General features: G+C 63.5%; 26 protein-coding genes. 22 read left to right on the top strand and 4 right to left on the bottom strand.

The features are described 5' to 3' along the window. Positions 1-109: 109 nt before the first annotated feature. The 22 genes from NCR93_RS09785 to nagZ all read left to right on the top strand — a co-directional run bounded on the left by NCR93_RS09785 (position 110) and on the right by nagZ (position 20011). The gene (locus NCR93_RS09785; protein ID WP_034473538.1) at positions 110-730 is read left to right on the top strand and encodes a DUF177 domain-containing protein; all 621 of its coding nucleotides are present in this window, start codon (positions 110-112) and stop codon (positions 728-730) included. A 119-nt stretch (positions 731-849) separates the two neighbouring features. Beyond that, the gene (gene rpmF / locus NCR93_RS09780; protein WP_008342254.1) at positions 850-1029 is read left to right on the top strand and encodes a 50S ribosomal protein L32; all 180 of its coding nucleotides are present in this window, start codon (positions 850-852) and stop codon (positions 1027-1029) included. A gap of 138 nt (positions 1030-1167) precedes the next feature. Next, entirely contained in the window at positions 1168-2319 is a 1152-nt protein-coding gene (gene plsX / locus NCR93_RS09775; protein ID WP_034473536.1) for a phosphate acyltransferase PlsX, read from the top strand. Beyond that, a complete protein-coding gene (locus NCR93_RS09770) occupies positions 2319-3308 on the top strand; it encodes a beta-ketoacyl-ACP synthase III (RefSeq protein WP_034473534.1) in 990 nt (329 codons plus the stop codon). Before plsX ends, NCR93_RS09770 begins: the two co-directional genes overlap by 1 nt. Before the next feature lie 121 nt (positions 3309-3429). Then, on the top strand, positions 3430-4362 hold the full coding sequence (fabD, locus tag NCR93_RS09765) for an ACP S-malonyltransferase (protein ID WP_034473532.1): 933 nt from the start codon (positions 3430-3432) through the stop codon (positions 4360-4362). 11 nt (positions 4363-4373) lie between these two features. Continuing rightward, positions 4374-5114, top strand: coding sequence for a 3-oxoacyl-ACP reductase FabG (gene fabG / locus NCR93_RS09760; protein WP_034473531.1), 741 nt, complete (start codon positions 4374-4376; stop codon positions 5112-5114). A gap of 250 nt (positions 5115-5364) precedes the next feature. Continuing rightward, entirely contained in the window at positions 5365-5604 is a 240-nt protein-coding gene (acpP, locus tag NCR93_RS09755) for an acyl carrier protein (RefSeq protein WP_004197638.1), read from the top strand. 143 nt (positions 5605-5747) lie between these two features. Next, positions 5748-6986 (top strand): beta-ketoacyl-ACP synthase II, encoded by a 1239-nt coding sequence (gene fabF / locus NCR93_RS09750; RefSeq protein WP_008342106.1) that lies wholly within the window; start codon positions 5748-5750, stop codon positions 6984-6986. A 31-nt stretch (positions 6987-7017) separates the two neighbouring features. Continuing rightward, entirely contained in the window at positions 7018-7473 is a 456-nt protein-coding gene (locus tag NCR93_RS09745; protein ID WP_008342105.1) for a protein YgfX, read from the top strand. A 96-nt stretch (positions 7474-7569) separates the two neighbouring features. Further along, on the top strand, positions 7570-8169 hold the full coding sequence (rpoE, locus tag NCR93_RS09740) for an RNA polymerase sigma factor RpoE (protein ID WP_008342103.1): 600 nt from the start codon (positions 7570-7572) through the stop codon (positions 8167-8169). A gap of 81 nt (positions 8170-8250) precedes the next feature. Further along, positions 8251-8889 (top strand): sigma-E factor negative regulatory protein, encoded by a 639-nt coding sequence (locus tag NCR93_RS09735; RefSeq protein ID WP_034473530.1) that lies wholly within the window; start codon positions 8251-8253, stop codon positions 8887-8889. Positions 8890-8893: 4 nt separating this feature from the next. Then, the gene (locus NCR93_RS09730) at positions 8894-9937 is read left to right on the top strand and encodes a MucB/RseB C-terminal domain-containing protein (RefSeq protein WP_008342097.1); all 1044 of its coding nucleotides are present in this window, start codon (positions 8894-8896) and stop codon (positions 9935-9937) included. A gap of 22 nt (positions 9938-9959) precedes the next feature. Continuing rightward, positions 9960-11495, top strand: coding sequence for a DegQ family serine endoprotease (locus tag NCR93_RS09725; RefSeq protein WP_034473529.1), 1536 nt, complete (start codon positions 9960-9962; stop codon positions 11493-11495). Positions 11496-11500: 5 nt separating this feature from the next. Beyond that, positions 11501-11761, top strand: coding sequence for a glutaredoxin family protein (locus tag NCR93_RS09720; protein WP_008342094.1), 261 nt, complete (start codon positions 11501-11503; stop codon positions 11759-11761). Between the two features lie 135 nt (positions 11762-11896). Next, positions 11897-13687: a translation elongation factor 4 gene (gene lepA / locus NCR93_RS09715; RefSeq protein WP_008342093.1), complete on the top strand. Its 1791-nt coding sequence runs from the start codon at positions 11897-11899 to the stop codon at positions 13685-13687. Positions 13688-13732: 45 nt separating this feature from the next. Continuing rightward, a complete protein-coding gene (gene lepB / locus NCR93_RS09710) occupies positions 13733-14626 on the top strand; it encodes a signal peptidase I (RefSeq protein WP_008342091.1) in 894 nt (297 codons plus the stop codon). A gap of 163 nt (positions 14627-14789) precedes the next feature. Next, entirely contained in the window at positions 14790-15902 is a 1113-nt protein-coding gene (rnc, locus tag NCR93_RS09705) for a ribonuclease III (protein WP_033537089.1), read from the top strand. Positions 15903-15962: 60 nt separating this feature from the next. Further along, positions 15963-16862, top strand: a complete 900-nt coding sequence (gene era / locus NCR93_RS09700; RefSeq protein ID WP_008342088.1) for a GTPase Era — start codon at positions 15963-15965, stop codon at positions 16860-16862. 3 nt (positions 16863-16865) lie between these two features. Then, a complete protein-coding gene (gene recO, locus NCR93_RS09695; protein ID WP_034473528.1) occupies positions 16866-17747 on the top strand; it encodes a DNA repair protein RecO in 882 nt (293 codons plus the stop codon). Further along, the gene (gene pdxJ / locus NCR93_RS09690; RefSeq protein WP_175980375.1) at positions 17744-18517 is read left to right on the top strand and encodes a pyridoxine 5'-phosphate synthase; all 774 of its coding nucleotides are present in this window, start codon (positions 17744-17746) and stop codon (positions 18515-18517) included. Before recO ends, pdxJ begins: the two co-directional genes overlap by 4 nt. 11 nt (positions 18518-18528) lie before the next feature. After that, the gene (gene acpS, locus NCR93_RS09685) at positions 18529-18945 is read left to right on the top strand and encodes a holo-ACP synthase (RefSeq protein ID WP_034473524.1); all 417 of its coding nucleotides are present in this window, start codon (positions 18529-18531) and stop codon (positions 18943-18945) included. Positions 18946-18982: 37 nt separating this feature from the next. After that, positions 18983-20011 carry a beta-N-acetylhexosaminidase gene (gene nagZ, locus NCR93_RS09680; protein WP_008342081.1) on the top strand — a complete coding sequence of 343 codons (1029 nt, stop codon included), beginning with the start codon at positions 18983-18985 and terminating at the stop codon, positions 20009-20011. 47 nt (positions 20012-20058) lie between these two features. Here the strand turns inward: nagZ and NCR93_RS09675 are convergent, their stop codons facing one another. The 4 genes from NCR93_RS09675 to earP form a co-directional block, all read right to left on the bottom strand. Next, a complete protein-coding gene (locus NCR93_RS09675; RefSeq protein WP_008342079.1) occupies positions 20059-21456 on the bottom strand; it encodes a sigma-54-dependent transcriptional regulator in 1398 nt (465 codons plus the stop codon). Positions 21457-21616: 160 nt separating this feature from the next. Further along, on the bottom strand, positions 21617-21967 hold the full coding sequence (locus tag NCR93_RS09670) for a BON domain-containing protein (protein ID WP_008342078.1): 351 nt from the start codon (positions 21965-21967) through the stop codon (positions 21617-21619). A gap of 265 nt (positions 21968-22232) precedes the next feature. Then, entirely contained in the window at positions 22233-22790 is a 558-nt protein-coding gene (gene efp / locus NCR93_RS09665) for an elongation factor P (RefSeq protein WP_008342076.1), read from the bottom strand. 267 nt (positions 22791-23057) lie between these two features. Continuing rightward, positions 23058-24215: an elongation factor P maturation arginine rhamnosyltransferase EarP gene (gene earP, locus NCR93_RS09660; protein ID WP_034473522.1), complete on the bottom strand. Its 1158-nt coding sequence runs from the start codon at positions 24213-24215 to the stop codon at positions 23058-23060. Positions 24216-24275: the final 60 nt, after the last annotated feature.

Below are 24275 nucleotides of genomic sequence, written 5' to 3'. Positions count from 1 at the left end.
AAATTCGGGCAAGTCGGGCCTGCATCGAAGCTGCATTTAAGCCGAGTCGCGGTGCATACTGAGCACTCACCGGTAGCACTAACCCAAGTAAGGTCAAGCAGGAGCGCACATGACTCAGAATCCTGGCAAACCTGTGAGCCCCGCCGATCCGCGCGCGCTCGACATTTACGAATTCGCCAAGAGCGGCAGGCAATCGGCCGGCGCGCTGCGTGTGTCGCAGATGCCGCGCATGTTAGCCGAAGTGCCGGCTGATGTGCCAGACGGCGATACCGTGTTCACCTGGCAAGGCGAGGGCTCGACCCAGCCGGAATTGCAGGACGACGGCACGGAGGCGCCGCAGCCGTATCTGCGTCTTGCGGTGCACGGTTCGGTGTGGCTCACGTGCCAGCGCTGCCTTCAGCCGTATTCGCAGCATCTCGATGTCGATGCGACATATCGGATCGTGGCGACGGAAGAAGAAGCGGACGAATTTCCGCTCGACGACGATGAAGTCGAAGTGATCGTGGGCTCGCGCCAGTTCGATCTCGTCGACTTGATCGAAGAGGAGTTGTTGTTGTCCTTGCCGCTCGTGCCCAAGCACAACGTATGTCCCGAGACGCACGAAAGTCTGCTTCCGGGCACGGAGGACGACGAGCCGGATGAAAGCGGTGTGACGGATGAGGACGAAAAGCCGAATCCGTTTGCCGTGCTGGAGAAGCTCAAGGGCGGCTCCGACGGCAAGAAGCACTGAAATGGTTTTGTAGCACGCAACAAACTGGTAGCGCGATGTGCGCACCCGATGGCCGAACGGCCGAGGGCTGTCGGCGGATCGGGCTGTGTTAGAATTCGCAAAATTTTTCTGGAGTAATCATGGCAGTTCAGCAAAACAAGAAGTCGCCGTCGAAGCGCGGCATGCACCGTTCCCACGACTTCCTCCCGACGGCTCCGCTGGCTGTCGAGCCGAGCACGGGCGAGGTGCATATGCGCCACCACGTGAGCCCGAACGGCTACTATCGTGGCAAGAAAGTCATCAAGACGAAGAACGACTAAGCGTTCATCGACGCTCGATGCGCCCGCCGGAATCATTCCACGGGCGCGCGGGCGCAACTCGCTCTTGACACTTTCCCGGTACGACGAGAAGGCGGCATTTCACTGCCGCTTTTTTGTGTCCGAAATTCGTCGCGTTCCATGACTGTAAAGATAACCATCGACTGCATGGGAGGCGACCACGGTCCGGCCGTGACCGTTCCCGCTGCCGTCAATTTCGTGCGCTCGCATCCCGACGCGCACCTGATGCTCGTCGGTCTCGAGCAGCCCATCCGCGCTCAGCTCAAGAAGTACAAGGCTTCCGACGAGCCGCGTCTGACCGTCGTTCCCGCCAGCGAAGTCGTCGCGATGGACGACCCGGTCGAAGTCGCGCTGCGCAAGAAGAAAGATTCGTCGATGCGCGTCGCGCTCAATCTCGTGAAAGAGGGCGAGGCGCAGACCTGCATTTCCGCCGGCAACACCGGCGCGCTCATGGCGGTGTCGCGCTATGTGCTGAAGACGCTCGCCGGTATCGAGCGGCCTGCCATTGCGTTCGCGATGCCGAGCCAGAAGGGCTACACCACGGTGCTCGACCTGGGCGCCAACGTCGATTGCGAACCCGAGCATCTGCTGCAGTTCGCGGAGATGGGCCACGCGCTCGTATCGGCGATCGAAGGGCGCGAACGGCCCACGATCGGTCTGCTCAACATCGGCGAAGAAGTCATCAAGGGCAACGAAACGATCAAGCGCGCGGGCGAGCTGCTGCGCGCGAGCACGCTCAACTTCTACGGCAACGTGGAAGGCAACGACATCTATAAAGGTACGACCGATGTCGTCGTGTGCGACGGCTTCGTCGGCAATGTCGCGCTGAAGACCTCCGAAGGTCTCGCGAAAATGCTCGCCGACATGATCAAGGAAGAGTTCAGCCGCAACTTCGCCTCGAAGTTGATGGCGCTCGTCGCGCTGCCCGTGCTGAAGCGTTTCAAGAGGCGTGTCGATCCGGCGCAATATAACGGCGCGGCCTTGCTCGGCCTGCGCGGGCTTGTAATCAAAAGTCACGGTTCGGCCGAGGCCTTCGGGTTTGAGTGGGCCATCAAACGCGGGTATGATGCCGTCAAAAATGGCGTGCTCGAACGCCTGGTGCGCGCGATGGAAGAAAACGCTCCCGCCGCGCGCGAGGCGGACGCGAACGGTCCCGCGTCGGCGGCCGCGGATCAATCGATCCAGCAGGCCGCTTCACAGCCGAACCCACAGCCAAACTCGCAGCCGAACCCGCCGGGCGAGTCCGGTACTGCGCTACATTCGAAGGCATAATGGCTCAATCCAATCTTTACTCTCGCGTGCTGGGCACCGGCAGCTATCTGCCGTCCGAGCGTGTCACGAATCAGGACTTGGCGGACCGTCTCGCGAAGCAGGGCGTCGAGACCAATGACGAATGGATCGTCGCGCGCACCGGCATTCACGCGCGACATTTCGCAGCACCGGATCAAACCACGAGCGATCTCGCGCTGATCGCTTCGCAGAAGGCGATCGAGGCGGCGGGCATCGATCCGCAATCGATCGATCTGATCATCGTCGCGACTTCCACGCCTGACTTCGTGTTCCCGAGCACGGCGTGCCTGTTGCAAAACAAGCTCGGCATCAAGAACAACGGCGCGGCCTTCGACGTGCAGGCGGTGTGCTCCGGTTTCGCCTACGGCGTCGCGACGGCGGACAGCTTCATTCGCAGCGGCATGAACCGCACGGCGCTCGTCGTCGGCGCGGAGACGTTCTCGCGCATTCTCGATTTCAACGATCGCACCACGTGCGTGCTGTTCGGCGACGGCGCGGGCGCGGTCATCCTCCAGGCGTCCGATGAGCCCGGCGTGCTGTCGAGCGCGCTGCACGCGGACGGCAGCTATTCGGACATTCTCTGCACGCCGGGCAACGTGAACGGCGGCGTGGTTCAGGGCAGCGCGTTCCTGCACATGGACGGGCAAGCGGTGTTCAAGCTCGCGGTCAACGTGCTCGAAAAGGTCGCGCTCGAAGCGCTCGACAAGGCGAAGCTCACGCCTGAAGACATCGACTGGCTGATTCCGCATCAGGCCAACATCCGCATCATGCAAAGCACGGCGCGCAAGCTGCATCTGCCGCCGGAGCGCATGGTCGTGACGGTCGGCGAGCATGGCAACACGTCGGCGGCATCGATTCCGCTCGCGCTCGACGTCGCGGTGCGCGACGGCCGCATCAAGCGCGGCGACAACATTCTCATCGAAGGCGTGGGCGGCGGCTTCACGTGGGGCGCGTCGGTCATCCGCTACTGATTCGCCGATCAGATCCCTCTACCCAATTCGTAACTGATCCCTCTTCATCGCTGACCCCGCGCGCTCCTCCAGCGCGCGGTCCATGAGGACATCGCGGATCATTCCAATCAACGAGGACGATATGAAATTTGCGTTCGTTTTCCCCGGACAAGGCTCGCAGTCCATCGGCATGCTCAACGCATTCGCCGATCACGCGATCGTGCGCGAGACCGTACAGCAGGCTTCCGACGCGCTCGGCCAGGATCTCGGCAAGCTGATCGCCGAAGGCCCGGCAGAAGAGCTGAACCTGACGACGAACACGCAGCCCGTCATGCTGACGGCCGCGTATGCGATTTATCGCGTGTGGGAAAAGGAAACGGGCCTGAAGCCTGCGCTCGTCGCTGGTCACAGCCTCGGTGAATACACCGCGCTCGTCGCGGCGGGCGCGCTCGCGTTCGCGGACGCCGTGCCGCTCGTGCGTTTTCGCGCGCAGGCGATGCAGAACGCGGTGCCGGTCGGCGAAGGCGGCATGGCCGCGATCCTCGGCCTCGACGACGACACCGTGCGCGCCGTGTGCGCTGAAGCCTCGTCGGCGGGCGTCGTCGAAGCGGTGAACTTCAATGCGCCGGCGCAGGTGGTCATCGCCGGTTCGAAGGCGGCCGTCGAGAAAGCGTGCGAGCTGGCGAAGGCGAAGGGCGCGAAGCGTGCGCTGCCGCTGCCTGTGTCCGCGCCGTTCCACTCTTCGCTGCTCAGGCCCGCATCGGATCAGTTGCGCGACTATCTCGCCAACGTCGAAGTGAAGGCGCCGCAGATTCCGCTGATCAATAACGTCGATGTCGCGATCGTCTCCGATCCCGCCGCGATCAAGGACGCGCTGGTGCGTCAGGCCGCCGGTCCGGTGCGCTGGGTCGAGTGCGTGCAGGCGATGGCGAAAGACGGCATCACGCACGTCATCGAATGCGGTCCGGGCAAGGTGCTCGCGGGCCTGACGAAGCGTATCGACGGTAATCTCGTCGGCGGCTCGATCTTCGATCCGGCATCGCTCGAAGAAACGCGCAAACTGATCGCTGGCTAAGGACGAACAACATGAATCTGCAAAACCAGGTAGCAATCGTCACGGGCGCGTCGCGTGGCATCGGACGCGCGATCGCGCTTGAACTCGCGAAGCAGGGCGCGACGGTCATCGGCACGGCGACGAGCGAAAGCGGTGCTGCGGGCATCAGCGAAGCGTTGCAGCAAGCGGGCGGAAAGGGCCGTGGCGCGGTGCTGAACGTGAACGACGCCGCCGCGGCGGATGCGTTCATCGACGGCATCGTCAAGGAATTCGGCGGGCTGAACGTGCTCGTCAACAATGCGGGCATCACGAAGGATCAGCTCGCGATGCGGATGAAGGACGACGAGTTCGACGCCGTCATCGATACGAACCTGCGCGCGGTGTTCCGTCTTTCGCGCGCGGTGCTGCGCCCGATGATGAAGGCGCGCGGCGGCCGCATCATCAACATCACGTCGGTGGTGGGTTCGTCCGGCAATCCTGGCCAGGCCAACTACGCGGCGGCAAAGGCTGGCGTCGCCGGCATGACGCGCGCGCTCGCGCGTGAGATCGGCAGCCGTGGCATCACCGTGAACTGCATCGCGCCCGGTTTCATCGACACCGACATGACCAAGGTCCTGCCGGAAGAGCAGCGCACCGCGCTCACCGCGTCTATCCCACTTGGCCGACTGGGCGCGCCCGAAGATATCGCGCATGCTGTGGCATTCCTGGCCTCGCCGTTCGCCGGTTACATCACCGGCACGACGCTGCATGTGAACGGCGGCATGTACATGTAAGGCCTTAATAGGCATTTCGCAGAATTTCGCTTAATATCCGCGCCGGAACGGGCGCGCAAAATGCTCGAAGGAGCAACGTGCGTACCGCTTTCGCGCGGCAGTGAAGAATCGATGCAATGCCGGCCGCCGCCCTCTTGATGAAGGGCAGGACACGGTGGAGCATGGAACTGACGCGTCGTATTTTGCGGGTCCAAACCTGATAAAATGCGCGCACTTGTATTTTTGAACTTTTTTCCCCTCGGAGGGCTGCATGGACAACATCGAACAGCGCGTGAAGAAGATCGTCGCCGAACAACTGGGCGTGGCGGAAGCCGAAATCAAGAACGAAGCTTCGTTCGTGAACGATCTGGGCGCTGACTCGCTCGATACGGTCGAACTCGTCATGGCGCTGGAAGACGAATTCGGCATGGAAATTCCCGATGAAGAGGCCGAAAAGATCACCACGGTTCAGCAAGCGATCGACTACGCGCGCGCCAACGTCAAGGCCTAAGGCCGGACGCGCCAGCGACTCATCGTCAATCAGCTCGATGCATCGTCGCTGCAAACCGATTTGACAGCCACAGGGCACACAGGGCGGTTTCCTGTGGCCGCTGTGGCTTTTGTTTTTCGTCATTCTATGGATAAGGGGTTACCGTGAGCCGTCGTCGAGTTGTTGTTACAGGCCTTGGGCTCGTATCGCCTGTCGGCAATACTGTTGCCGACGGCTGGGCCAATCTGGTCGCGGGCAAGTCGGGCATCGCCAATATCACGAAGTTCGACGCGACGAACTTTTCCACGCGTTTCGCCGGTGAGGTGAAGGGCTTCAATATCGAAGACTACATGCCCGCCAAAGAGGCGCGCCATATGGATACGTTCATCCATTATGGTTTCGCCGCGGGCGTGCAGGCCATGCAGGACAGCGGCCTCGAAATCACCGATGAAAACTCGGAGCGCGTGGGCGTCGTGGTCGGCTCGGGCATCGGCGGTCTGCCGATGATCGAAGTCACGCAAACCGAACTGCTCAATCGCGGCCCGCGCCGCATTTCGCCGTTCTTCGTGCCGGCGTCGATCATCAACATGATCTCCGGCCATCTTTCGATCCGCTTCGGTCTGAAAGGCCCGAATCTGTCGATGGTCACGGCCTGCACCACCGGCCTGCACTGCATCGGCGAGGCGTCGCGACTGATCGAATACGGCGACGCGGACGTCATGATCGCGGGCGGCGCGGAAGCCACGGTTTCCCCGCTCGGCATCGGCGGTTTCGCGGCAGCGCGCGCGCTCTCGCAGCGCAATGACGATCCCGCGACGGCGAGCCGTCCGTGGGACACCGACCGCGACGGCTTCGTTCTCGGCGAAGGCGCGGGCGTGATGGTGCTCGAAGAGTACGAGCACGCGAAGAAGCGCGGCGCGAAGATCTACGCGGAAGTGCTCGGCTACGGCATGAGCGGCGACGCGTATCACATGACCGCGCCGCCGGAAGACGGCGACGGCGGCCGCCGCGCGATGGTCAACGCAATGAAGAACGCGCGCATCAATCCCGATGAAGTGAACTACGTCAACGCGCACGGCACGTCGACGCCGCTCGGCGACATCGCGGAGACGATCGGCATCACGCGTGCGCTCGGCGATCAGGCGAAGAAGGTCGTCGTGAACTCCACCAAGTCGATGACCGGCCACCTGCTGGGCGGCGCGGGCGGCCTGGAGTCGGTGTTCACCGTGCTGGCGATCCACAATCAGGTGTCGCCGCCGACCATCAACATCTTCAATCAGGATCCGAAGTGCGACCTGGACTACTGCGCGAACACCGCGCGGGAGATGAAGATCGACGTGGCGGTCAAGAACTCGTTCGGCTTCGGCGGCACGAACGGCTCGCTCGTCTTCAAGCGCCACTGAGCTCGGCGCGCTCGTCATCGCGGGGATCCATATGGCGAGCGTGTGTGTGAATCGGCCGCATCGTGACGCAGGCGTCGCGATGCGGCCGTCGCGTTTCTTGCGGGGCGCAATGCTCGGCTTCGTAGCCGTTGCGGGAGCGTCGGTGTTCCAGTGCGTTTTCGCGCATGCGGAGCACGCGGGGCACGCCGCCGTGGCTTGCGCGGCGGCGCTGGCGGTGCTCGGGCTGGCGTCGTACCGGTGGATGAACGCCCAGCCATCTGCGATTGGCCTTCTTTCCGACGGCATCACGATCTGGAACCGAAGCGGCGAGATGCGCCACACGAGCATCGCTGGGTGCGCGCAATGGAGCGGACGCCTCATCGCGTTGACGCTTTGCGATACGCGCGGGCGGCGCGAAACGCTCGTCGTCGCGGCCGATTCCGTCGATGCCGACACCTTCCGCCAGCTCTCGGTCCAGGCTCGCCGCGCCGCAGCGTCCCACCTGTAACGACTGTAACGGCGCATGAGCGTTCCGGTAGCCTTACAGGCGGTAACGCTACAATAGCCGTCCGCGCAACTTCCCCAAGCTAATCGGATTTACCAGGTGAGTGAAAAAGAAATCGACCAATTGCTGGTCGAACGTGTCCAGAAGGGTGACAAGGCCGCGTTCGAACTGCTGGTCGCCAAATACCACCGCAAGATCATTCGACTGATCTCGCGCCTCGTGCGCGACCCCGCCGAGGTCGAGGACGTCGCCCAGGACGCCTTCATCAAGGCCTACCGCGCGCTGCCGCAGTTTCGCGGCGAATCGGCGTTTTACACCTGGCTTTACCGCATTGCTGTCAATACGGCAAAAAACTATCTTGCAACTCAGGGCCGCCGCGCTCCCACTTCTACCGAAGCCGATGCAGAAGAAGCGGAAACTTTCTCCGACGCGGACCAACTAAGGGATATCAACACGCCCGAGTCGATGTTGATGAGCAAGCAGATCGCTCAGACTGTCAACGCCGCGATGGCGTTGCTGCCCGAGGAATTGCGCACCGCCATCACGCTTCGGGAGATTGAAGGACTGAGCTACGAGGAAATCGCCGAAATGATGGATTGCCCGATCGGCACCGTCAGATCGAGAATTTTTCGTGCTCGCGAAGCCATTGCGGCAAAATTGCGTCCGTTGTTGGACACTCCCGAAGGCAAACGCTGGTAGGCGGCGAAAACCCTCGGGGCAGGGACGCGATATCTGGGTTGGTGGTGTCACAACGGGGTGTGGTCAAAGATGGGGAGCATCATGGGGTCGGTCTCGGTGCAGAATCAAACACAGGCGGGTTCGCGCGGCGAGCGCATGTCGGCTTTCGTCGACGGCGAAGCGCTCGGCGAAATTGGCAGCATCAGCCAGTTTCTCGCGGATCTGAAAGGCGACGAACGCGCGGCGTGGTCGGAATATCACCTGATCGGCGACGCCTTGCGCTCCGACGATCTCGCGGTCAGCCCGGCGCGCAGCAGCGCGTTCATGGCCGCATTCTCCGAACGTTTCGAAGCTGAGGCGCACGTACTCGCGCCGGCTGCATTGCCGGGCGTGACGGCGAAAGCGCGGGGCGGCATGTTGCGCCGTCGCGTGATGCCGGCCTTCGCGGTTGCCGCGGCGGCCGCTACGCTGACATGGATCGTCGTGCCGCAGCTGCAAGGCGTCGATCGCAACTCGGGCGCGCAGGTGGCGAGCGTCGCGCCGGCGGATTCGTCGATGCAGCGGGTGGCGCTCGCGTCGGTGCCCGCGGTGACCACGCGTACGCCGATCGTCGAAGCGAACATCATCCGCGACGCGAATCTCGATCAGTATCTCGAAGCGCATCAGCAGTTCTCCCAGCAGCCCGCGATGCCCGGTTCGATGCCCCTGATTCGCGCGGCGGCTATAACGCAAGGCCAATAATTTGATGCTGAGTGTGCGGTTGAATAAAACAAGATATTGGGGGCGGCTGCCGGCATTGATGCTCTGCGCAGCCGCGTTGTTGACGGCGGCAACGAGTTCGTTCGCTCAGGGAGACGATCCCGCCACCGCCCGCAAGACAGCCGCCACTCTGCTCAACCGCATCCACGAAGCGGCCCAGCAGCAGAATTACGAGGGCACGTTCGTCTACCAGCGTGGCGCGACGGTGCAGTCGTCGCGCATTACGCACGTCGCCACGCGCGGTGACGGCGAATACGAATCGCTCGAAAGTCTCGACGGCGCGCCGCGCAAGATGCTGCGTCACGACGACGACATGTTCACCTTCGTGCCGGAGCGTCATCTGCTCGTGGTCGAGCATCGGCAGAACCGGGATTCGTTCCCGGCGCTGTTGTCGACGAGTGGCGATCAAGTGCTTTCCGTCTACGATCCGAAGCTGTTGGGCACGGACCGCGTCGCGGGGATCGAAAGCCAGGTGCTGGAGCTCGATCCGAAAGATTCCTATCGTTTTGCCTACAAGCTGTGGGCCGATGCGAAAACCGGCTTGCTGCTGCGCGCGCAAACGCTCGATCCGGACGGGCAAGTCCTCGAGCAGCTTTCTTTCTCTCAGGTGCGTATTGGCGGGCCGATCGACAAGGCGCCGATCGCGAACGGCATTCGCAACACGTCGGGCTGGACCGTCGTGCGGCCGCCCGTGCAGCCGGTCGACATGGAAGCGCAGGGCTGGCAACTGACGCCGACTATCGCGGGCTTTCGCAAGATTCGCGAGTTGCGCCGTCCGATGGCGTCGAGCCAGCAAGGCCAGCCGCCGATTCCGGTCGATCAGGCCGTGTTCTCCGACGGCCTCGCGACGATCTCGGTTTTCGTCGAGCCGGTGGAGAAAAACACGCGCAAGGAAGGCGCGGGGAATAGTGGAGCGACGCACGTTCTGGTGAAGCGCCGCGGGGATTTCTGGATCACCTTGCTGGGTGAAGTGCCGCAAGCCACATTGCAGCAATTTGCTTCTACCATAGAATACAAGCCTTCCAAGTAATCCAGATCCCGGCCTCCAACCTATGAGCAACTTCTCGCTGCGCAAGTTCATCGCGGCCGCGGCGCTCGCCGTGTGCCTGCCGTTCGTATCGCAATCTGCGTCAGCGGTGCCCACGGTGAACCTGCCGGACTTCACGACGCTCGTCGACAAGGTGGGGCCCTCGGTCGTGAACATTCGCACGACCTCGCGCGTCGGTTCGGGCAGCGATCTGCGCGGCCTGCCGCCCGGTCTCGATGAAGGCGACATGTCGGAATTCTTCCGACGCTTCTTCGGCATTCCGATGCCGGGTCAGCCGCCTCGTGGAGGTGGCGGCGGCGGAAATAACGGCGGCGGAAGTCAGGGCGATCAGGGCAAGGGCGGCAGCCGCAACGCGCCCGACGACAACCAGGACAACTCGGAGCAGAGCAGCGGCGTCGGCTCGGGCTTCATCCTGTCGACCGATGGCTACGTGATGACCAACGCACACGTCGTCGACGATGCCGACACCATCTACGTCACACTCACGGACAAGCGCGAATTCAAGGCGCGTCTCGTCGGCGTCGACGAGCGCACGGACGTCGCCGTCGTGAAGATCAGCGCATCGAACCTGCCGGCGATCACCATCGGCGATTCGAACAAGGTGCGCGTCGGCGAGTGGGTGCTCGCAATCGGTTCGCCGTTCGGCCTCGACAACACCGTGACCGCGGGCATCGTCAGCGCGAAGGGGCGCGATACGGGCGATTACCTCCCGTTCATCCAGACCGATGTCGCCGTGAATCCGGGCAACTCGGGCGGTCCGCTCATCAACATGGCGGGCGAGGTGATCGGTATCAATTCGCAGATTTACAGCCGCACGGGCGGTTTCATGGGCATCTCGTTCGCGATTCCGATCGACGAAGCCATGCGCGTCGCCGATCAGCTTAAGACGTCGGGCAAGGTGGTGCGCGGGCGCATCGCGGTGGCGATCGGCGAAGTGACGAAGGACGTCGCGGATTCGCTGGGCTTGCCGAAAGCGCAGGGCGCGCTCGTGTCGAGCGTCGAATCGGGCGGGCCGGCCGACAAGGCCGGCGTGCAGCCAGGCGACATCATCCTCAAGTTCAACGGTCAGAACGTCGAGACCGCGACCGATCTCCCGCGCATGGTCGGCGATACGAAACCCGGCACGAAGACCACGCTCACGATCTGGCGCAAGGGCCAGACGCGCGATCTGTCGATCACGGTCGCCGAAATGCAGCCGGACAAGGTCGCGAAGACCGAGCAGAAGAAACCGCCGCAGCCGAAGGAGCGCGCGAGCAATTCGCTCGGCATGGCGGTGAGCGACATTCCGGCAGATCAAAAGAAGGCGCTCAAGCTGTCGAGCGGCGTTCAGGTCGATGCCGTCGAGGGACCGGCGGCACGCGCGGGCTTCCAGAAGGGCGACATCATCATGCGTATCGGCGATACGGATATCACGAGCGCCAAGCAGTTCCAGGAAGTCGCGCAGGGCCTCGACGCGAGCAAGATGGTCGCGATTCTCGTGCGTCGCGGCGACAACACGCAGTTCGTGCCGGTGCGCCCGCGCGTGCCGGCGCAGAAATAAGCGCGATGACGTCGAAGCCAGGCGCGGCCTTCATTCTGTACGGGCGCGCCTGGTGTCATCTGTGCGAGGACATGCGGGCCGAACTCGAGCCAATCGCCGCGCAACACGGCATTCCGATCGAATGGATCGACATCGACGAAGATCCGCTGCTCGAAGCGCGCTACGACGAACGCGTGCCGGTTCTGGCGCTCGATGGCGTCGAGCTGTGCCAGTACCGGCTCGACGCTGACGCGGTACACGCAGCGCTGCTCGCGCGCGGTCGGTGAGGGCGGCGCAGGCGAAATCCGCCGGGGCACCCCCGTTTTCGGCTAAAATGCTCAAGTTTTCCCCAAATTTTCAAGGCGTGCTCCGCGTTGGTGAGGGCGCGCCTTTTTCGCTTTTTTTGGCACGATCGGCACTGAATGGATCATATTCGTAACTTCTCGATCATCGCGCACATCGACCACGGCAAGTCGACGCTCGCTGACCGCATCATCCAGTTGTGCGGCGGCCTGTCCGACCGTGAGATGGAAGCGCAGGTGCTCGATTCGATGGACCTCGAGCGCGAACGTGGCATCACGATCAAGGCGCAGACCGCGGCGCTGACCTACAAGGCGCGCGACGGCCGCGTCTATAACCTCAACCTGATCGATACGCCGGGGCACGTCGACTTCTCCTACGAAGTCAGCCGCTCGCTATCCGCGTGCGAAGGCGCGCTGCTCGTCGTCGACGCGTCGCAGGGCGTCGAAGCGCAGACGGTGGCGAACTGCTACACGGCCATCGAACTCGGCGTCGAAGTCGTGCCGGTGCTCAACAAGATCGATCTGCCGGCCGCGAACCCCGAAAACGCGATCGCGGAAATCGAGGACGTGATCGGCATTCAGGCCGCGGACGCCGTCCATTGCAGCGCGAAGACGGGTCTCGGCGTCGAGGACGTGCTCGAATCGCTGATCGCGAAAGTGCCGCCGCCCGAGGGCGATCCGGACGCGCCGCTGCAGGCGCTCATCATCGACTCGTGGTTCGACAACTACGTCGGCGTCGTGATGCTGGTGCGTATCGTCAACGGCACGCTCAAGCCGAAGGACAAGATCAAGATGATGGCGACCGGCGCGCAATACCCGGTCGAGCATGTCGGCGTGTTCGCGCCGAAGTCCACGAATCTCGCGCAATTGTCGGCGGGGCAGGTGGGCTTCGTGATCGCGGGCATCAAGGAACTGACGGCCGCGAAAGTGGGCGATACCGTCACGGTCGCGAGCCGTCCGGCCACCGAGCCGCTGCCCGGCTTCAAGGAAGTGAAGCCGCAGGTGTTCGCGGGGCTCTATCCGGTCGAGGCGAATCAGTACGACGCGCTGCGCGAATCGCTCGAAAAGCTGAAGCTCAACGACGCGTCGCTGCAGTTCGAGCCGGAAGTGTCGCAGGCGCTCGGCTTCGGTTTCCGTTGCGGCTTCCTCGGCCTTCTGCACATGGAAATCGTGCAGGAGCGTCTCGAGCGCGAATTCGACATGGACCTCATCACCACCGCGCCGACGGTGATCTACGAGGTCGAGCAGCGCGACGGCACGACCATCATGGTCGAGAATCCGGCGAAAATGCCGGAGCCGCAGAAGATCGAGGAAGTGCGCGAGCCGATCGTCACCGTGAATCTGTATATGCCGCAGGAATATGTCGGCTCCGTCATCACGCTGTGTACGGCCAAGCGCGGCTCGCAGATCAACATGCAGTATCACGGCCGTCAGGTGCAGCTGACCTACGAAATCCCGATGGCGGAAATCGTGCTCGACTTCTTCGACCGCCTGAAGTCGACGTCGCGCGGCTATGCGTCGATGGACTACGAGTTCAAGGAATATCGCGCGGCGGATGTCGTCAAGGTCGACATGCTCATCAACGGCGACAAGGTCGATGCGCTGTCGGTCATCGTGCACCGTTCGCAGAGCCAGCATCGCGGCCGCGAAGTGGCGTCGAAGATGCGCGAACTGATTCCGCGTCAGATGTACGACGTGGCGATCCAGGCGACCATCGGCTCGAACATCATCGCGCGCGAGAACATCAAGGCGCTGCGCAAGAACGTGCTCGCGAAGTGCTACGGCGGCGACATCTCGCGCAAGAAGAAGCTGCTCGAGAAGCAGAAGGCCGGCAAGAAGCGCATGAAGCAGGTCGGCTCTGTCGAAATCCCGCAAGAGGCTTTCCTGGCGATTTTGCGCGTCGACGAGTAACGCGCGCACGGCGAAGCAAACAACGATAACAACCGGAAGCGATTGATGAATTTCGCATTGATTCTTTTGATCCTCGTCGTATTGACGGGTATTGCCTGGGTGCTCGACAAGCTGGTGTTTCTGCCGCAACGGCGCCGCGCCGCCGACGCCGCGGTGGCCGAGTTCGATCGCCAGCAGGAGCGCGTCGGCGAGCGTTTCGCCGATGAAAACGCCCCGCAGACGCGCGCCCGCCTGCACGACGACAAGCTGCGCCAGCCGTGGTGGCTCGAATACACGGCGAGCTTCTTCCCGGTGATTCTCGCGGTATTCGTCGTGCGCTCGTTCATCATCGAGCCGTTCAAGATTCCGTCCGGCTCGATGGTGCCGACGCTGCTCGTCGGCGACTTCATCCTCGTGAACAAGTACGAATACGGCCTGCGCATGCCGATCACGAACACGAAGATGACCAACGGCAGCCCGCTCAAGCGCGGCGATGTCGTCGTGTTCCGGTATCCGAAGGACGAATCGGTCGACTACATCAAGCGCGTGATCGGCCTGCCGGGCGATACCGTCGCGTACGAAGACAAGAAGCTCACGATCAACGGCAAGCCGGTGCCGGAGACGCCGCTGCCCGATTATTTCGACGACGAGCGCATCGGTTACGCGAAGCAGTTCGAGGAAGATCTCGACGGCCGCAAGAACGCGATCCTGAACAATCCGCAAGTGCCGCCGTTCATCGTCGGCGCGGACGATTTCCCGTTCCGCGACAACTGCAATTACAACGCTCAGGGCGTGACGTGCAAAGTCCCGCCGGGCAACTACTTCATGATGGGCGACAACCGCGACAACAGCGCGGACAGCCGCTACTGGGGCTTCGTGCCGGACAAGAACATCGTCGGGCGCGCCTTCTTCATCTGGATGAACTTCAGCAATCTCAAGCGCATCGGCGCTTTCCAGTGAACACACATCACGCCGGCTCGTCTCCTGAGACAGCCGGCGTTGCTCATTCTTAAAACAAGCTTCGAAACGGCGTGAAGAAGCGCGGCTAACACCGTCTCGCCACGCGTTTTCCGGCGCGGTCCGGCGGAATCGTCCGCCCGCGCGCCCGCGTTATACTCTCTCCATGCCATCTTCTCCGTTGGAAAGCCGGCTGCGGTACGAATTTCGCAATGCGGAATTGCTGCGCCAGGCGATGACCCACCGCAGTCACAGCGCCACGCACAATGAACGGCTCGAATTTCTCGGCGATTCCGTTCTAAATTGCGTGGTGGCCGCGCTTTTGTTCCAACGATTCAGCAAACTCGACGAAGGCGACCTGTCGCGCGTGCGCGCGAATCTGGTCAAACAGCAGTCGCTTTACGAAATCGCGCAGGCGTTGAACGTGTCCGAAGGCCTGCGGCTCGGCGAAGGCGAATTGCGCAGCGGCGGCTTTCGCCGTCCGTCGATTCTCGCCGACACGCTCGAAGCGATCTTCGGCGCCATCTTCCTCGACGGCGGTTTCGACGCCGCTTTCACCGTTATCAAGCGGCTGTACACGCCGGTGCTCGATCACATCGATCCGCGCACCATCGGCAAGGATGCGAAGACGCTTCTGCAGGAATATCTCCAGGGCCACAAGATCGCGTTGCCGACTTACACCGTTATCGCAACGCACGGCGCCGCGCACAATCAGCAGTTCGAAGTCGAATGCACGGTGCCGAAACTCGACGTGAAAGTGTCCGGTTCCGGCGCGAGCCGCCGCGCCGCCGAGCAGGCTGCCGCGAAGAAGGCGCTCGACGAAGTGATGGCCGCTGCACCGACGCTCGGCATGAAGCCGAAGCGCAAGGGCGCGCGCGCGGCGAAGCAGGTCGAGCCCGAAGTGGTGCCCGGCGTCACCGGCATTCAGGCGGCGCTCGATCTGCGGTCGCCCGATCGTCGCGAGCGTCAACATGCACCGCACGGCACGCAGCAGGCGCCGCAGGAACGCCCGGCCACCGCGCCGCTCGCCGTGATTCGCGCGACGCACGTCGAGCCGTCGGCGGGCGCGTACGCAGCCGCGGACAAGCCCGAACGCGCCGTCATTCACCGGCCGGAGAAAGCGGCGAAAAGCGATGCGACGCAAACGTCCGAACGCAGCGCGAATGCGGACAAGCCCGCGCCGTCCGACGAACGCGACGACGACGCCGGCACGCGCAACAGCGCCGCCGCGGATGCGCCCGCGGGCCGCGTCGTGCGCGCCGCCGACGCCGGTCACTGACGCGCGCATCGAGCGCACATCGCGCCCCCGCGCCCCAACGACTTCTTGCCGCACACATCTATGAACGCTCCTACTTCTTCCGGTTTCCGCTGCGGCATGGTCGCGATCGTCGGCCGTCCTAACGTCGGCAAGTCGACGCTGATGAACGCGCTCGTCGGCCAGAAGGTGAGCATCACCTCGCGCAAGGCGCAGACGACGCGCCACCGCATCACCGGCATCAACACGTTCGACGACGCGCAGTACATTTTCGTCGACACGCCCGGTTTCCAGACACGTCACAGCGGCGCGCTGAATCGCTCGCTGAACCGCGCGGTGACGTCGACGCTCACGTCCGTCGATGCGATTCTCTTCGTGATCGAAGCGGGCCGCTTCGGTCCGGACGACCAGAAGGTGCTCGATTTGATCCCGACCGGCACGCCGACTTTGCTGATCGCAAACAAGCTGGATCGCGTCGGCGACAAGAGTTCGCTCTTTCCCTTCATGCAGCAGATGTCGGCCTTGCGGGACTTCCGCGAGATCGTGCCGCTGTCGGCGAAAAACGTCGACGACATCAAGCGCCTCTTGTCGGTCGTGAAGCCGTATCTGCCGGAAGGCGAGCCGATCTACGGCGAGGACGATCTGACCGATCGCAGCGAACGCTTCCTCGCCGCCGAAATTCTGCGCGAGAAGGTGTTCCGCTGGACCGGCGACGAACTGCCGTACACGAGCACGGTGCTCATCGACAAGTTCGAGACCGAAGGGCGTCTGCGCCGCGTGTTCGCGACGATTCTCGTCGATCGCGACATGCACAAGGCGATGATCATCGGCCAGAAGGGCGCGAAGCTGAAGCAGATCAGCACCGAGGCGCGGCTCGACATGGAGAAGCTCTTCGACGGTCCCGTGTATCTCGAAACCTTCGTCAAGGTGAAGAGCGGCTGGGCGGACAACGAAGCGGGCCTGCGCGCGTACGGCTACGAGTGATGCATGGACGACGGCCCGAACGACGCCCGGATGATTCCGCCCGCCGATGATCGTCCCGACGACGATTTCGACGCGGAAGAGCGCCCGGCCGCGCGCGCCGTGCCAAAGCGGCGGCGCGCGGCGCCGTCATCGACATCCGATGCCGAGTCTGCGCCGAGAAAGCCGCGTTCGGATTTTCGCGTCGCCGAGCAGCCGGGATTCGTGCTGCACAGTTATCCGTATCGCGAGACGAGTCTGATCATCGACGTGTTCTCGCGCGATCACGGGCGCGTCGCGCTCGTCGCGAAGGGCGCGAAGCGTCCGCATTCCGCGCTGCGCGGCGTATTGCAGACGTTTCAGCCGCTGGGACTTTCGTGGACCGGCAAGGGCGAAGTCCGCACGCTGACGACCGCCGAATGGGTCGGCGGCATGTTGCCGCTCGCCGGCGACGCGTTGCTATGCGGCTTCTACGTCAATGAATTGCTGGTGAAGTTCTGCGCCCGCGAGGACGCGCATCCGGCGCTCTTCAACCATTACGTGCTGACGCTCTCGCGCCTCGCGCACGACGAACCCGCCGCTCAGGTGTTGCGTTCATTCGAATGCGTGCTGCTGCGCGAAACCGGCTACGCGATGAATCTCGTGCGCACGGTGACACGCCAGCCGGTCGCCGCCGACGCCCGCTATGTATTCGATCCAGACCGCGGCGTGCGCGAGGCGTCGGACGATCTTCCGGCGCAATGGCCGATGATTTCGGGGCAAACGCTCATCGACATGGAGCGCGACGACTACACGAATCCGCAGACCGCCGCGCAGAGCAAGACGCTGATGCGCTTTCTGCTGAATCACTACCTGGGCGGCACGCCGCTCGCCACCCGTCAGATATTGATCGACCTGCAAAAACTATGAGCTTCTTTCTCACATCGCCTGCGAATGTGATCGATCTGGGCGTGAACATCGATCACGTCGCCACGTTGCGCAACGCGCGCGGCACGTCGTATCCCGATCCGATCCGCGCGGCGCTCGCCGCCGAGGAAGCGGGCGCGGACGCCATCACGCTGCATCTGCGCGAGGATCGCCGTCATATCGTCGATGCCGATGTGCGCACGCTGCGTCCGCTCCTCAAAACGCGTATGAATCTCGAATGCGCGGTGACGCGCGAGATGCTCGACATCGCGTGCGAGATCAAGCCGCACGACGTCTGTCTCGTGCCGGAAAAGCGTCAGGAAGTGACGACTGAAGGCGGCCTCGATGTCGCCGGCCGCTTCGAAGAGGTCAAGGCCGCGTGCAGGCAACTCGCCGACGCGGGCGCGCGCGTGTCGCTTTTCATCGATCCTGACGAGACGCAGATTCGCGCCGCGAAAGAGGCGGGCGCGCCCGTCATCGAACTGCACACGGGCCGATATGCCGAAGCGCACGACGAAGCCGAACAGCAACGCGAATTCGAGCGCGTCGCGGCGAGCGTCGATGTCGGCAACGCGCTCGGGCTGAAGGTGAACGCGGGCCACGGCCTGCACTACACCAACGTGCAGGCGATCGCGGCGTTGCCGGGCATCGTCGAGCTGAACATCGGACATGCGATCGTCGCGCATTCGATCTTCGCCGGCTGGGACAACGCCGTGCGCGAGATGAAGGCGATCATGGTCGCGTCGCGTCTCGCGTCGGCCAACGCGCGCTGAGCGGGCACATCATGGCGATCTACGGAATTGGCACGGATGTCGTGCAGGTGAGCCGCGTCGCGGCGGTCATGAGACGCACCAAGGGCCGCTTCGCCGAAAAGGTGCTCGGCCCCGACGAACTGCGCGTCTACCACGCGCGCAACGCGCGTTCGGAAGTGCGCGGTCTCGCGTTTCTCTCGACGCGCTTTTCGGCTAAGGAAGCGTTCTCGAAGGCGATCGGCCTCGGCATGCGCTGGCCGATGACGTGGCGCGCGCTGCAGACGCTCAACGAGCCGAGCGGCAAGCCGATGATCGCGGCCTCCGGCGAACTCGCGCAATGGCTCGAGCAACGCGGCATCACGGCGAAAGTCACGGTCAGCGACGAGCGCGATTACGCGGTGTCGTTCGTGATCGCGGAAGTGGCCGACAGCGCGCCCGGCCAATCCTGAATTCAATTCAACCAAGACTAAAAGCCAATTGAATCCGATGAAACGCACTCCCGGCCCCGTCATGTTCGACGTCGCCGGCACGACGCTCTCCGACGCGGATATCGAACGCATCACGCATCCGATGACGGGCGGCATCATTCTCTTCGCGCGGCATTTCACCGACCGCGCGCAACTCGTTGCGCTGACCGATGCGATCCGCGCGGTACGCGATGACATCCTCATCGCCGTCGATCACGAAGGTGGCCGCGTGCAGCGTTTTCGCACCGACGGCTTCACCGTGCTGCCCGCGCCGGGCAAGCTCGGCGAGCTGTGGGACAAGGACGTGCTCGCCGCGACGAAGGCGGCGACCGCGTTCGGATACGTGCTCGCGTCGGAGTTGCGCGCGTGCGGCATCGACATGAGCTTCACGCCGGTGCTCGATCTGAACTACGGACAGTCGAAAGTGGTCGGCGATCGCGCCTTTCACGCCGATCCGCGCGTCGTGACAATGCTCGCGAAGAGCCTGAATCACGGCCTCGCGCTCGCGGGCATGGCGAACTGCGGCAAGCATTTTCCGGGTCACGGTTTCGCCGAAGCCGATTCGCACGTCGCGCTGCCGACCGACGATCGCACGCTCGACGAGATCCTCGCCGCCGATGTGCGCCCGTACGACTGGCTCGGCATGTCGCTGGCGTCGGTGATTCCGGCGCATGTGATTTACACGAAGGTCGACGACAAACCGGCGGGATTCTCGCGCATCTGGCTGCAGGACATCCTGCGCGGCAGGCTCGGCTTCAACGGGGCGATCTTCAGCGACGATCTGTCGATGGAAGCCGCGCGCGCGGGCGGCACGCTCACCGAGGCCGCGACGGCCGCGCTCACGGCGGGCTGCGACATGGCGCTGATCTGCAATCAGCCGGAAGAGGCGGGCAAGGTGCTGGAGCAGTTGCGCTATACGCCGCCGAAGGCGTCGGCGCAGCGTCTCAAGCAGATGCGTCCGCGCGGCAAGGCGCTGCGCTGGAGCAAGCTGCAGGCGCAGGCCGAATATCAGGCGGCGCGCGCGCTCGTCAAAGAGATGCTCGGGTAAACGAAAAACGCCACGGATCTCGTGGCGTTTTTTTGTGGCAGGTGAAATCAGGACGATTCCAGCTTCATCCGCTGCAGCTTGTTGTAGAGCGTCTTCGGGCTGATGCCGAGCAGCGTCGCCGCGCGGTGACGCGTGCCACCGACCGCTTCGAGCGTCGCGCGAATCAGCATGTCCTCGACGTCCGCGAGCGCGGTGCCGACCGTCACCTGCACGCTGCTGCCGTTGAGACCGCGACCGCCGAGGCCGCCCGGCTCATCGACGCGCAATGTCTCGATCGTCTCGCCCGACGCGTGATACGCGCGCCGCACGCGCTCGCGCAGCTCGCGCACGTTGCCGGGCCATTCGGTCGCGATGCACTCGCGGATAAACGCCGGGCTGATACGCTTCGGCGAGCCGCTCGTGATCCCGGCGATGTGATTCTCGCGGTTCAATTCGTCGACGAGCGTTTCGGCGATCAGCGCGATGTCGTCGTCGCGATCGGCGAGCGGCGGCAGCATGATCGACGACGCCGACAGACGCTGAAACAGATCCTCGCGCATCGCGCCGCTCGCGACGGCTTCGCGCATCGGCGTGCGGGACGCGGCGATCAGGCGGAAGTCCGTCATGATTCGATTGCTGCCGCCGACGCGCATGAACGTCTGCGAATCGAGCGCGCGCAGGAGCGCTTCCTGTTGCGCGGCGGGCAGCAGATCGATCTGGTCGAGGAACAGCGTGCCGCCGCCCGCCTGTTCGAGCAGACCCGGCTCGCGGTTCTCGGCGCCCGCGAAGGCGTTGCGCTCATGGCCGAAGAGAATGCTTTCCATCGAGCGCTGCGTGCCGTCGGGCGCCTGGCGGCTCGCGGAACAATCGAACGTGACGAACGGGCCTTTGCGACGGCGGCTCAATTGATGGATCGTGCGCGCCGCGATCTTCTTGCCCGTGCCCGGATCGCCGCAGATCAGCACAGCGGCTTCGGTCGGCGCGGTGTGCTCGATCAGATCGTAGACGTGCTGCATCGCTGCGCTGCGGCCGATCATGTCGCCGAAATGGCCGAGATCGCGCAGCGTCGTTCGCAGCGACTGGACTTCCTCGGTGAGCTCGTACGGCCGCGGAATGCGCGCAAGCAAGCTGCGCAAGCGCGGGATGTTCACGGGCTTCAGCAGATAGTCCCAGATGCCGTGTCGCAAGCCTTCGATCGCGCTTTCCACCGTCGCATTCCCTGTCATCACGATGACCGGCAGCGCGCCATCGGGCGGTTGTGAGGGGAGGCTCGGCAACAAGTCGAGACCGCTGCCGTCCGGCAGATTCAGGTCGATCAGCACGACATCGGGGATGAAGCGGGTCAGCGCGGAGCGCGCCTCGGCGAGCGTCGTCGCGGTATCGACGGAAAAGCCGTCTGCCGTGAGGATCGCGGACAGGCCGGAGAGGCTATTGGGATCGTCTTCGACAATCAGTGCGTGTGGCATGGCGGACCAACGTATCAAAGTGGACTGTAATGCGCCGTTTCCGCGTGGGATCGGGCGTGTCGTGGGCGGAATACCGCGCCGCTTTCCGGCGTTCGGCGCGTACCCCGCTGCGGTTTTTTGTCCTGCGTTACTCGTTCGGCATCGTTGTGCTGCAAGCGCGTCATTGCGGTCTGAGATGCAGTTCGTTGCTGACCGACTGCACGCCCGGGACACTGCGCGCCACGGCCAGCGCTTTCTGAATCTGCACCTCCGAATCTGCGTATCCCGACAACTGCACGACGCCGCGATACGTCGCGACGCTCACCGGCAATGGCTTCAACTGCGGATCGGCGGCGAGCGCGGCTTTCACGCGAGCGGCGAGCGCAGCGTCGTCGGTTGCGATTTCGCCGCCGGTGTTCGCATTCGCCGATGTCGCCGGACTCGACTTGCAGCCGGCGATGAGAGCAAAGGCGGGCAATGCGAGCGCCGCGACGATCAGAAACCTGCTCCGGATGAAAGGCGTGCTTTGCATGTCGGCTTGGAAATCTTGATCTGGTTGACCGAGCAGAAACCGTGCCAGGCAGTTAATTTTTCCGATGTACGTCGCGCACGCGGGGCCAGCGCGGGCGGCTGGGGGAATCGGCGGTGGAGCGTGTCGGGGCGCGACCGGTAAAGTTTGCCTGAAATTGTCAAAAAATTCATGCAAAAGAAAAAGCGCCCGCGATGGGGCGCTTTTTTGAACCGATCGGGCGGTGCGTTGCACCGGCCGTTCGGCTTACGACGCAGCGGCGTAAGGCTTACGCGCGGCTGCGATATTCATTCGTGCGGGTGTCGATTTCGATCTTGTCGCCGATGTTGCAGAAGAGCGGCACTTGCAGTTCGAAGCCGGTGTTCAGCTTGGCGGTCTTCAGCACCTTGCCCGACGACGTATCGCCCTTGACGGCCGGTTCCGTGTAGACGATCTCGCGAACCAGCGTGGTCGGCAGTTCGACCGAGATGGCCTTTTCGTTGTAGAACACGACTTCGCACGCCATGCCGTCTTCGAGGTAGTTGAGCGCGTCGCCCATCATTTCGGCTTCGACTTCGAACTGGTTGTAGTCGGCGTCCATGAAGACGTACATCGGATCGGCGAAGTACGAGTACGTCACTTCCTTGCGATCGAGCACGACGACGTCGAACTTGTCGTCAGCCTTGTAGACGGTTTCCATGCCCGCTGCCGTCAGCAGGTTCTTGAACTTCATCTTCACGACCGCGGCGTTGCGGCCCGACTTGTTGTACTCGGCGCGCTGCACGACCATGGCATCGTTGCCGATCATGACGACGTTGCCGACGCGGAGTTCTTGTGCGGTCTTCATAAAACTGGGTCCTGTACGAATGGATTTGGCTTGAATGCCTGAAATGAATCGATCCGACGGCGGCGGTGCCTCGGTTTTATGCCGCCGCCGTGCGAGTGTTCGGGCTAACGAGGGATCTGCCGCGAACGGCTTGAGCAAATGGCTTGATCTTCGCGGCGCAAAACTGGACGAACTGCGCCTTGCTTCCTCGGATAACCGCTTATTTTAACTGAGTTTTTGCTTGTTTGGCCAGTCGATTGGCGCTCCGGAAACGCGTCAGTGCGAGTTTCATCTGCTGATTCGCGAGGCCACATGCGCGGCGAGATTGCCGGCCAGATCGCCGATGCCCGCGAGTTCCTTCGCCCACTTCACGGCGCGGCGCTCCCATTCTCGCCGATGCGCCCAAAAGTCCGCCCAGTCGGGAACGCCCACGCCATTCCACGCGTGCCAGAAGCGTGCGGCCGCCTCGCGCGCGGACGGATCGAGCGTGCGCGTGTAATGCGCGAGCGCGGCGTCGAGCTTGGGCAGATGGGCGTCGTCGGCTTGCGGGTAGATGTGCCAGACGAAGGGCTTCATCGCCCATTGCGCGCGCACGAACGAATCCTCGCCGCGCACGAAGTTGATGTCGGCGGCCCAGAGCAGTTCGTCGAAACGCGTTTGCTCGACGAAGCCGAGCGCGTGCGCCTCCAGCGCGCCGGCGCGCGCCGTCGTGCCGGCGATGAAGTTCGGCACGTCGAAAAAGCGTGCGACCGCGCCCGAGATGCGGCCTTCGGGAACGAGCAGCACGACGGGCACATCGCCGTCGCGCCATTGCGCGAGGAGCGCGTCGACAGCCGGATTCTCATATGCGAACAGCGACACGACTGTATGTTCGCCGCCCGGCCGCTCGATCCCGACGAACTCGCGCCACCACGCGTTCGCATCGAAGCGCTCGCGGCGCGCGTCGAGATCGCGTTCCTTCAGCACGCCGCCCGTGCCCTTGCCGAGCCCGGGAAAGAAGAAGCTCTTGTCGAGCGGATAGCGCGGATGCGGCGACGGGCGCATGTGGAAATCGGCGACCCAATCCTCGCCGCTCAGATATTCGAGATTGATCCAGACCGGCTTCGGATCGCGGCGTGCCATCGCGGCGATGTACGCATGCGGCAATTCGCACGCGAACGCCTCGATCACGACATCGGCGATGGCAAGCGTGTCGCCCGCATGCGCAGGCTCGCGCCAGTGCTCGATCGCGATGCCCATCGCCTCCTGGCGCGGCAGCGTCGCATCGACGTCGGGGCAGAGCGCGTGAAAGACCGTCAGATCGTCGACGAAAAGACGCACGCGCCAGCCGTGCTCCGCGTGCAACTGCCGCGCGAGACGCCAGCACACGCCGATGTCGCCGAAATTGTCGACGACCGCGCAGAAGATGTCGCAGGCGAGTTCCTGATTGGCGGCAAGCGTAGTCATGAGGACGAAGGCGCGCGGTTTAATGTTCTAAACTGGCGATTCTAAGATAACGCTCCAGGC

Source organism: Caballeronia sp. ATUFL_F1_KS39 (genome assembly GCF_023630985.1).
Taxonomy (GTDB): Bacteria; Pseudomonadota; Gammaproteobacteria; order Burkholderiales; family Burkholderiaceae; genus Caballeronia; species Caballeronia zhejiangensis.
The sequence above is the reverse complement of the archived record's forward strand: the minus strand, read 5'-3'. Positions and strand labels throughout refer to the sequence as shown.

Bases quoted from the DNA above. Each gene is read 5' to 3' on its own strand.
- rnc (WP_033537089.1), top strand. From the start codon at position 14,790: ATGCCATCTTCTCCGTTGGAAAGCCGGCTGCGGTACGAATTTCGCAAT.
- fabD (WP_034473532.1), top strand. From the start codon at position 3,430: ATGAAATTTGCGTTCGTTTTCCCCGGACAAGGCTCGCAGTCCATCGGC.
- lepA (WP_008342093.1), top strand. From the start codon at position 11,897: ATGGATCATATTCGTAACTTCTCGATCATCGCGCACATCGACCACGGC.
- NCR93_RS09735 (WP_034473530.1), top strand. From the start codon at position 8,251: ATGGGGTCGGTCTCGGTGCAGAATCAAACACAGGCGGGTTCGCGCGGC.
- NCR93_RS09770 (WP_034473534.1), top strand. From the start codon at position 2,319: ATGGCTCAATCCAATCTTTACTCTCGCGTGCTGGGCACCGGCAGCTAT.
- pdxJ (WP_175980375.1), top strand. From the start codon at position 17,744: ATGAGCTTCTTTCTCACATCGCCTGCGAATGTGATCGATCTGGGCGTG.
- acpP (WP_004197638.1), top strand. From the start codon at position 5,365: ATGGACAACATCGAACAGCGCGTGAAGAAGATCGTCGCCGAACAACTG.
- NCR93_RS09720 (WP_008342094.1), top strand. From the start codon at position 11,501: ATGACGTCGAAGCCAGGCGCGGCCTTCATTCTGTACGGGCGCGCCTGG.
- recO (WP_034473528.1), top strand. From the start codon at position 16,866: ATGGACGACGGCCCGAACGACGCCCGGATGATTCCGCCCGCCGATGAT.
- NCR93_RS09670 (WP_008342078.1), bottom strand. From the start codon at position 21,967: ATGCAAAGCACGCCTTTCATCCGGAGCAGGTTTCTGATCGTCGCGGCG.
- plsX (WP_034473536.1), top strand. From the start codon at position 1,168: ATGACTGTAAAGATAACCATCGACTGCATGGGAGGCGACCACGGTCCG.
- efp (WP_008342076.1), bottom strand. From the start codon at position 22,790: ATGAAGACCGCACAAGAACTCCGCGTCGGCAACGTCGTCATGATCGGC.
- NCR93_RS09725 (WP_034473529.1), top strand. From the start codon at position 9,960: ATGAGCAACTTCTCGCTGCGCAAGTTCATCGCGGCCGCGGCGCTCGCC.
- nagZ (WP_008342081.1), top strand. From the start codon at position 18,983: ATGAAACGCACTCCCGGCCCCGTCATGTTCGACGTCGCCGGCACGACG.
- rpmF (WP_008342254.1), top strand. From the start codon at position 850: ATGGCAGTTCAGCAAAACAAGAAGTCGCCGTCGAAGCGCGGCATGCAC.
- lepB (WP_008342091.1), top strand. From the start codon at position 13,733: ATGAATTTCGCATTGATTCTTTTGATCCTCGTCGTATTGACGGGTATT.
- NCR93_RS09785 (WP_034473538.1), top strand. From the start codon at position 110: ATGACTCAGAATCCTGGCAAACCTGTGAGCCCCGCCGATCCGCGCGCG.
- earP (WP_034473522.1), bottom strand. From the start codon at position 24,215: ATGACTACGCTTGCCGCCAATCAGGAACTCGCCTGCGACATCTTCTGC.
- NCR93_RS09745 (WP_008342105.1), top strand. From the start codon at position 7,018: ATGGCGAGCGTGTGTGTGAATCGGCCGCATCGTGACGCAGGCGTCGCG.
- fabG (WP_034473531.1), top strand. From the start codon at position 4,374: ATGAATCTGCAAAACCAGGTAGCAATCGTCACGGGCGCGTCGCGTGGC.
- era (WP_008342088.1), top strand. From the start codon at position 15,963: ATGAACGCTCCTACTTCTTCCGGTTTCCGCTGCGGCATGGTCGCGATC.
- NCR93_RS09730 (WP_008342097.1), top strand. From the start codon at position 8,894: ATGCTGAGTGTGCGGTTGAATAAAACAAGATATTGGGGGCGGCTGCCG.
- NCR93_RS09675 (WP_008342079.1), bottom strand. From the start codon at position 21,456: ATGCCACACGCACTGATTGTCGAAGACGATCCCAATAGCCTCTCCGGC.
- acpS (WP_034473524.1), top strand. From the start codon at position 18,529: ATGGCGATCTACGGAATTGGCACGGATGTCGTGCAGGTGAGCCGCGTC.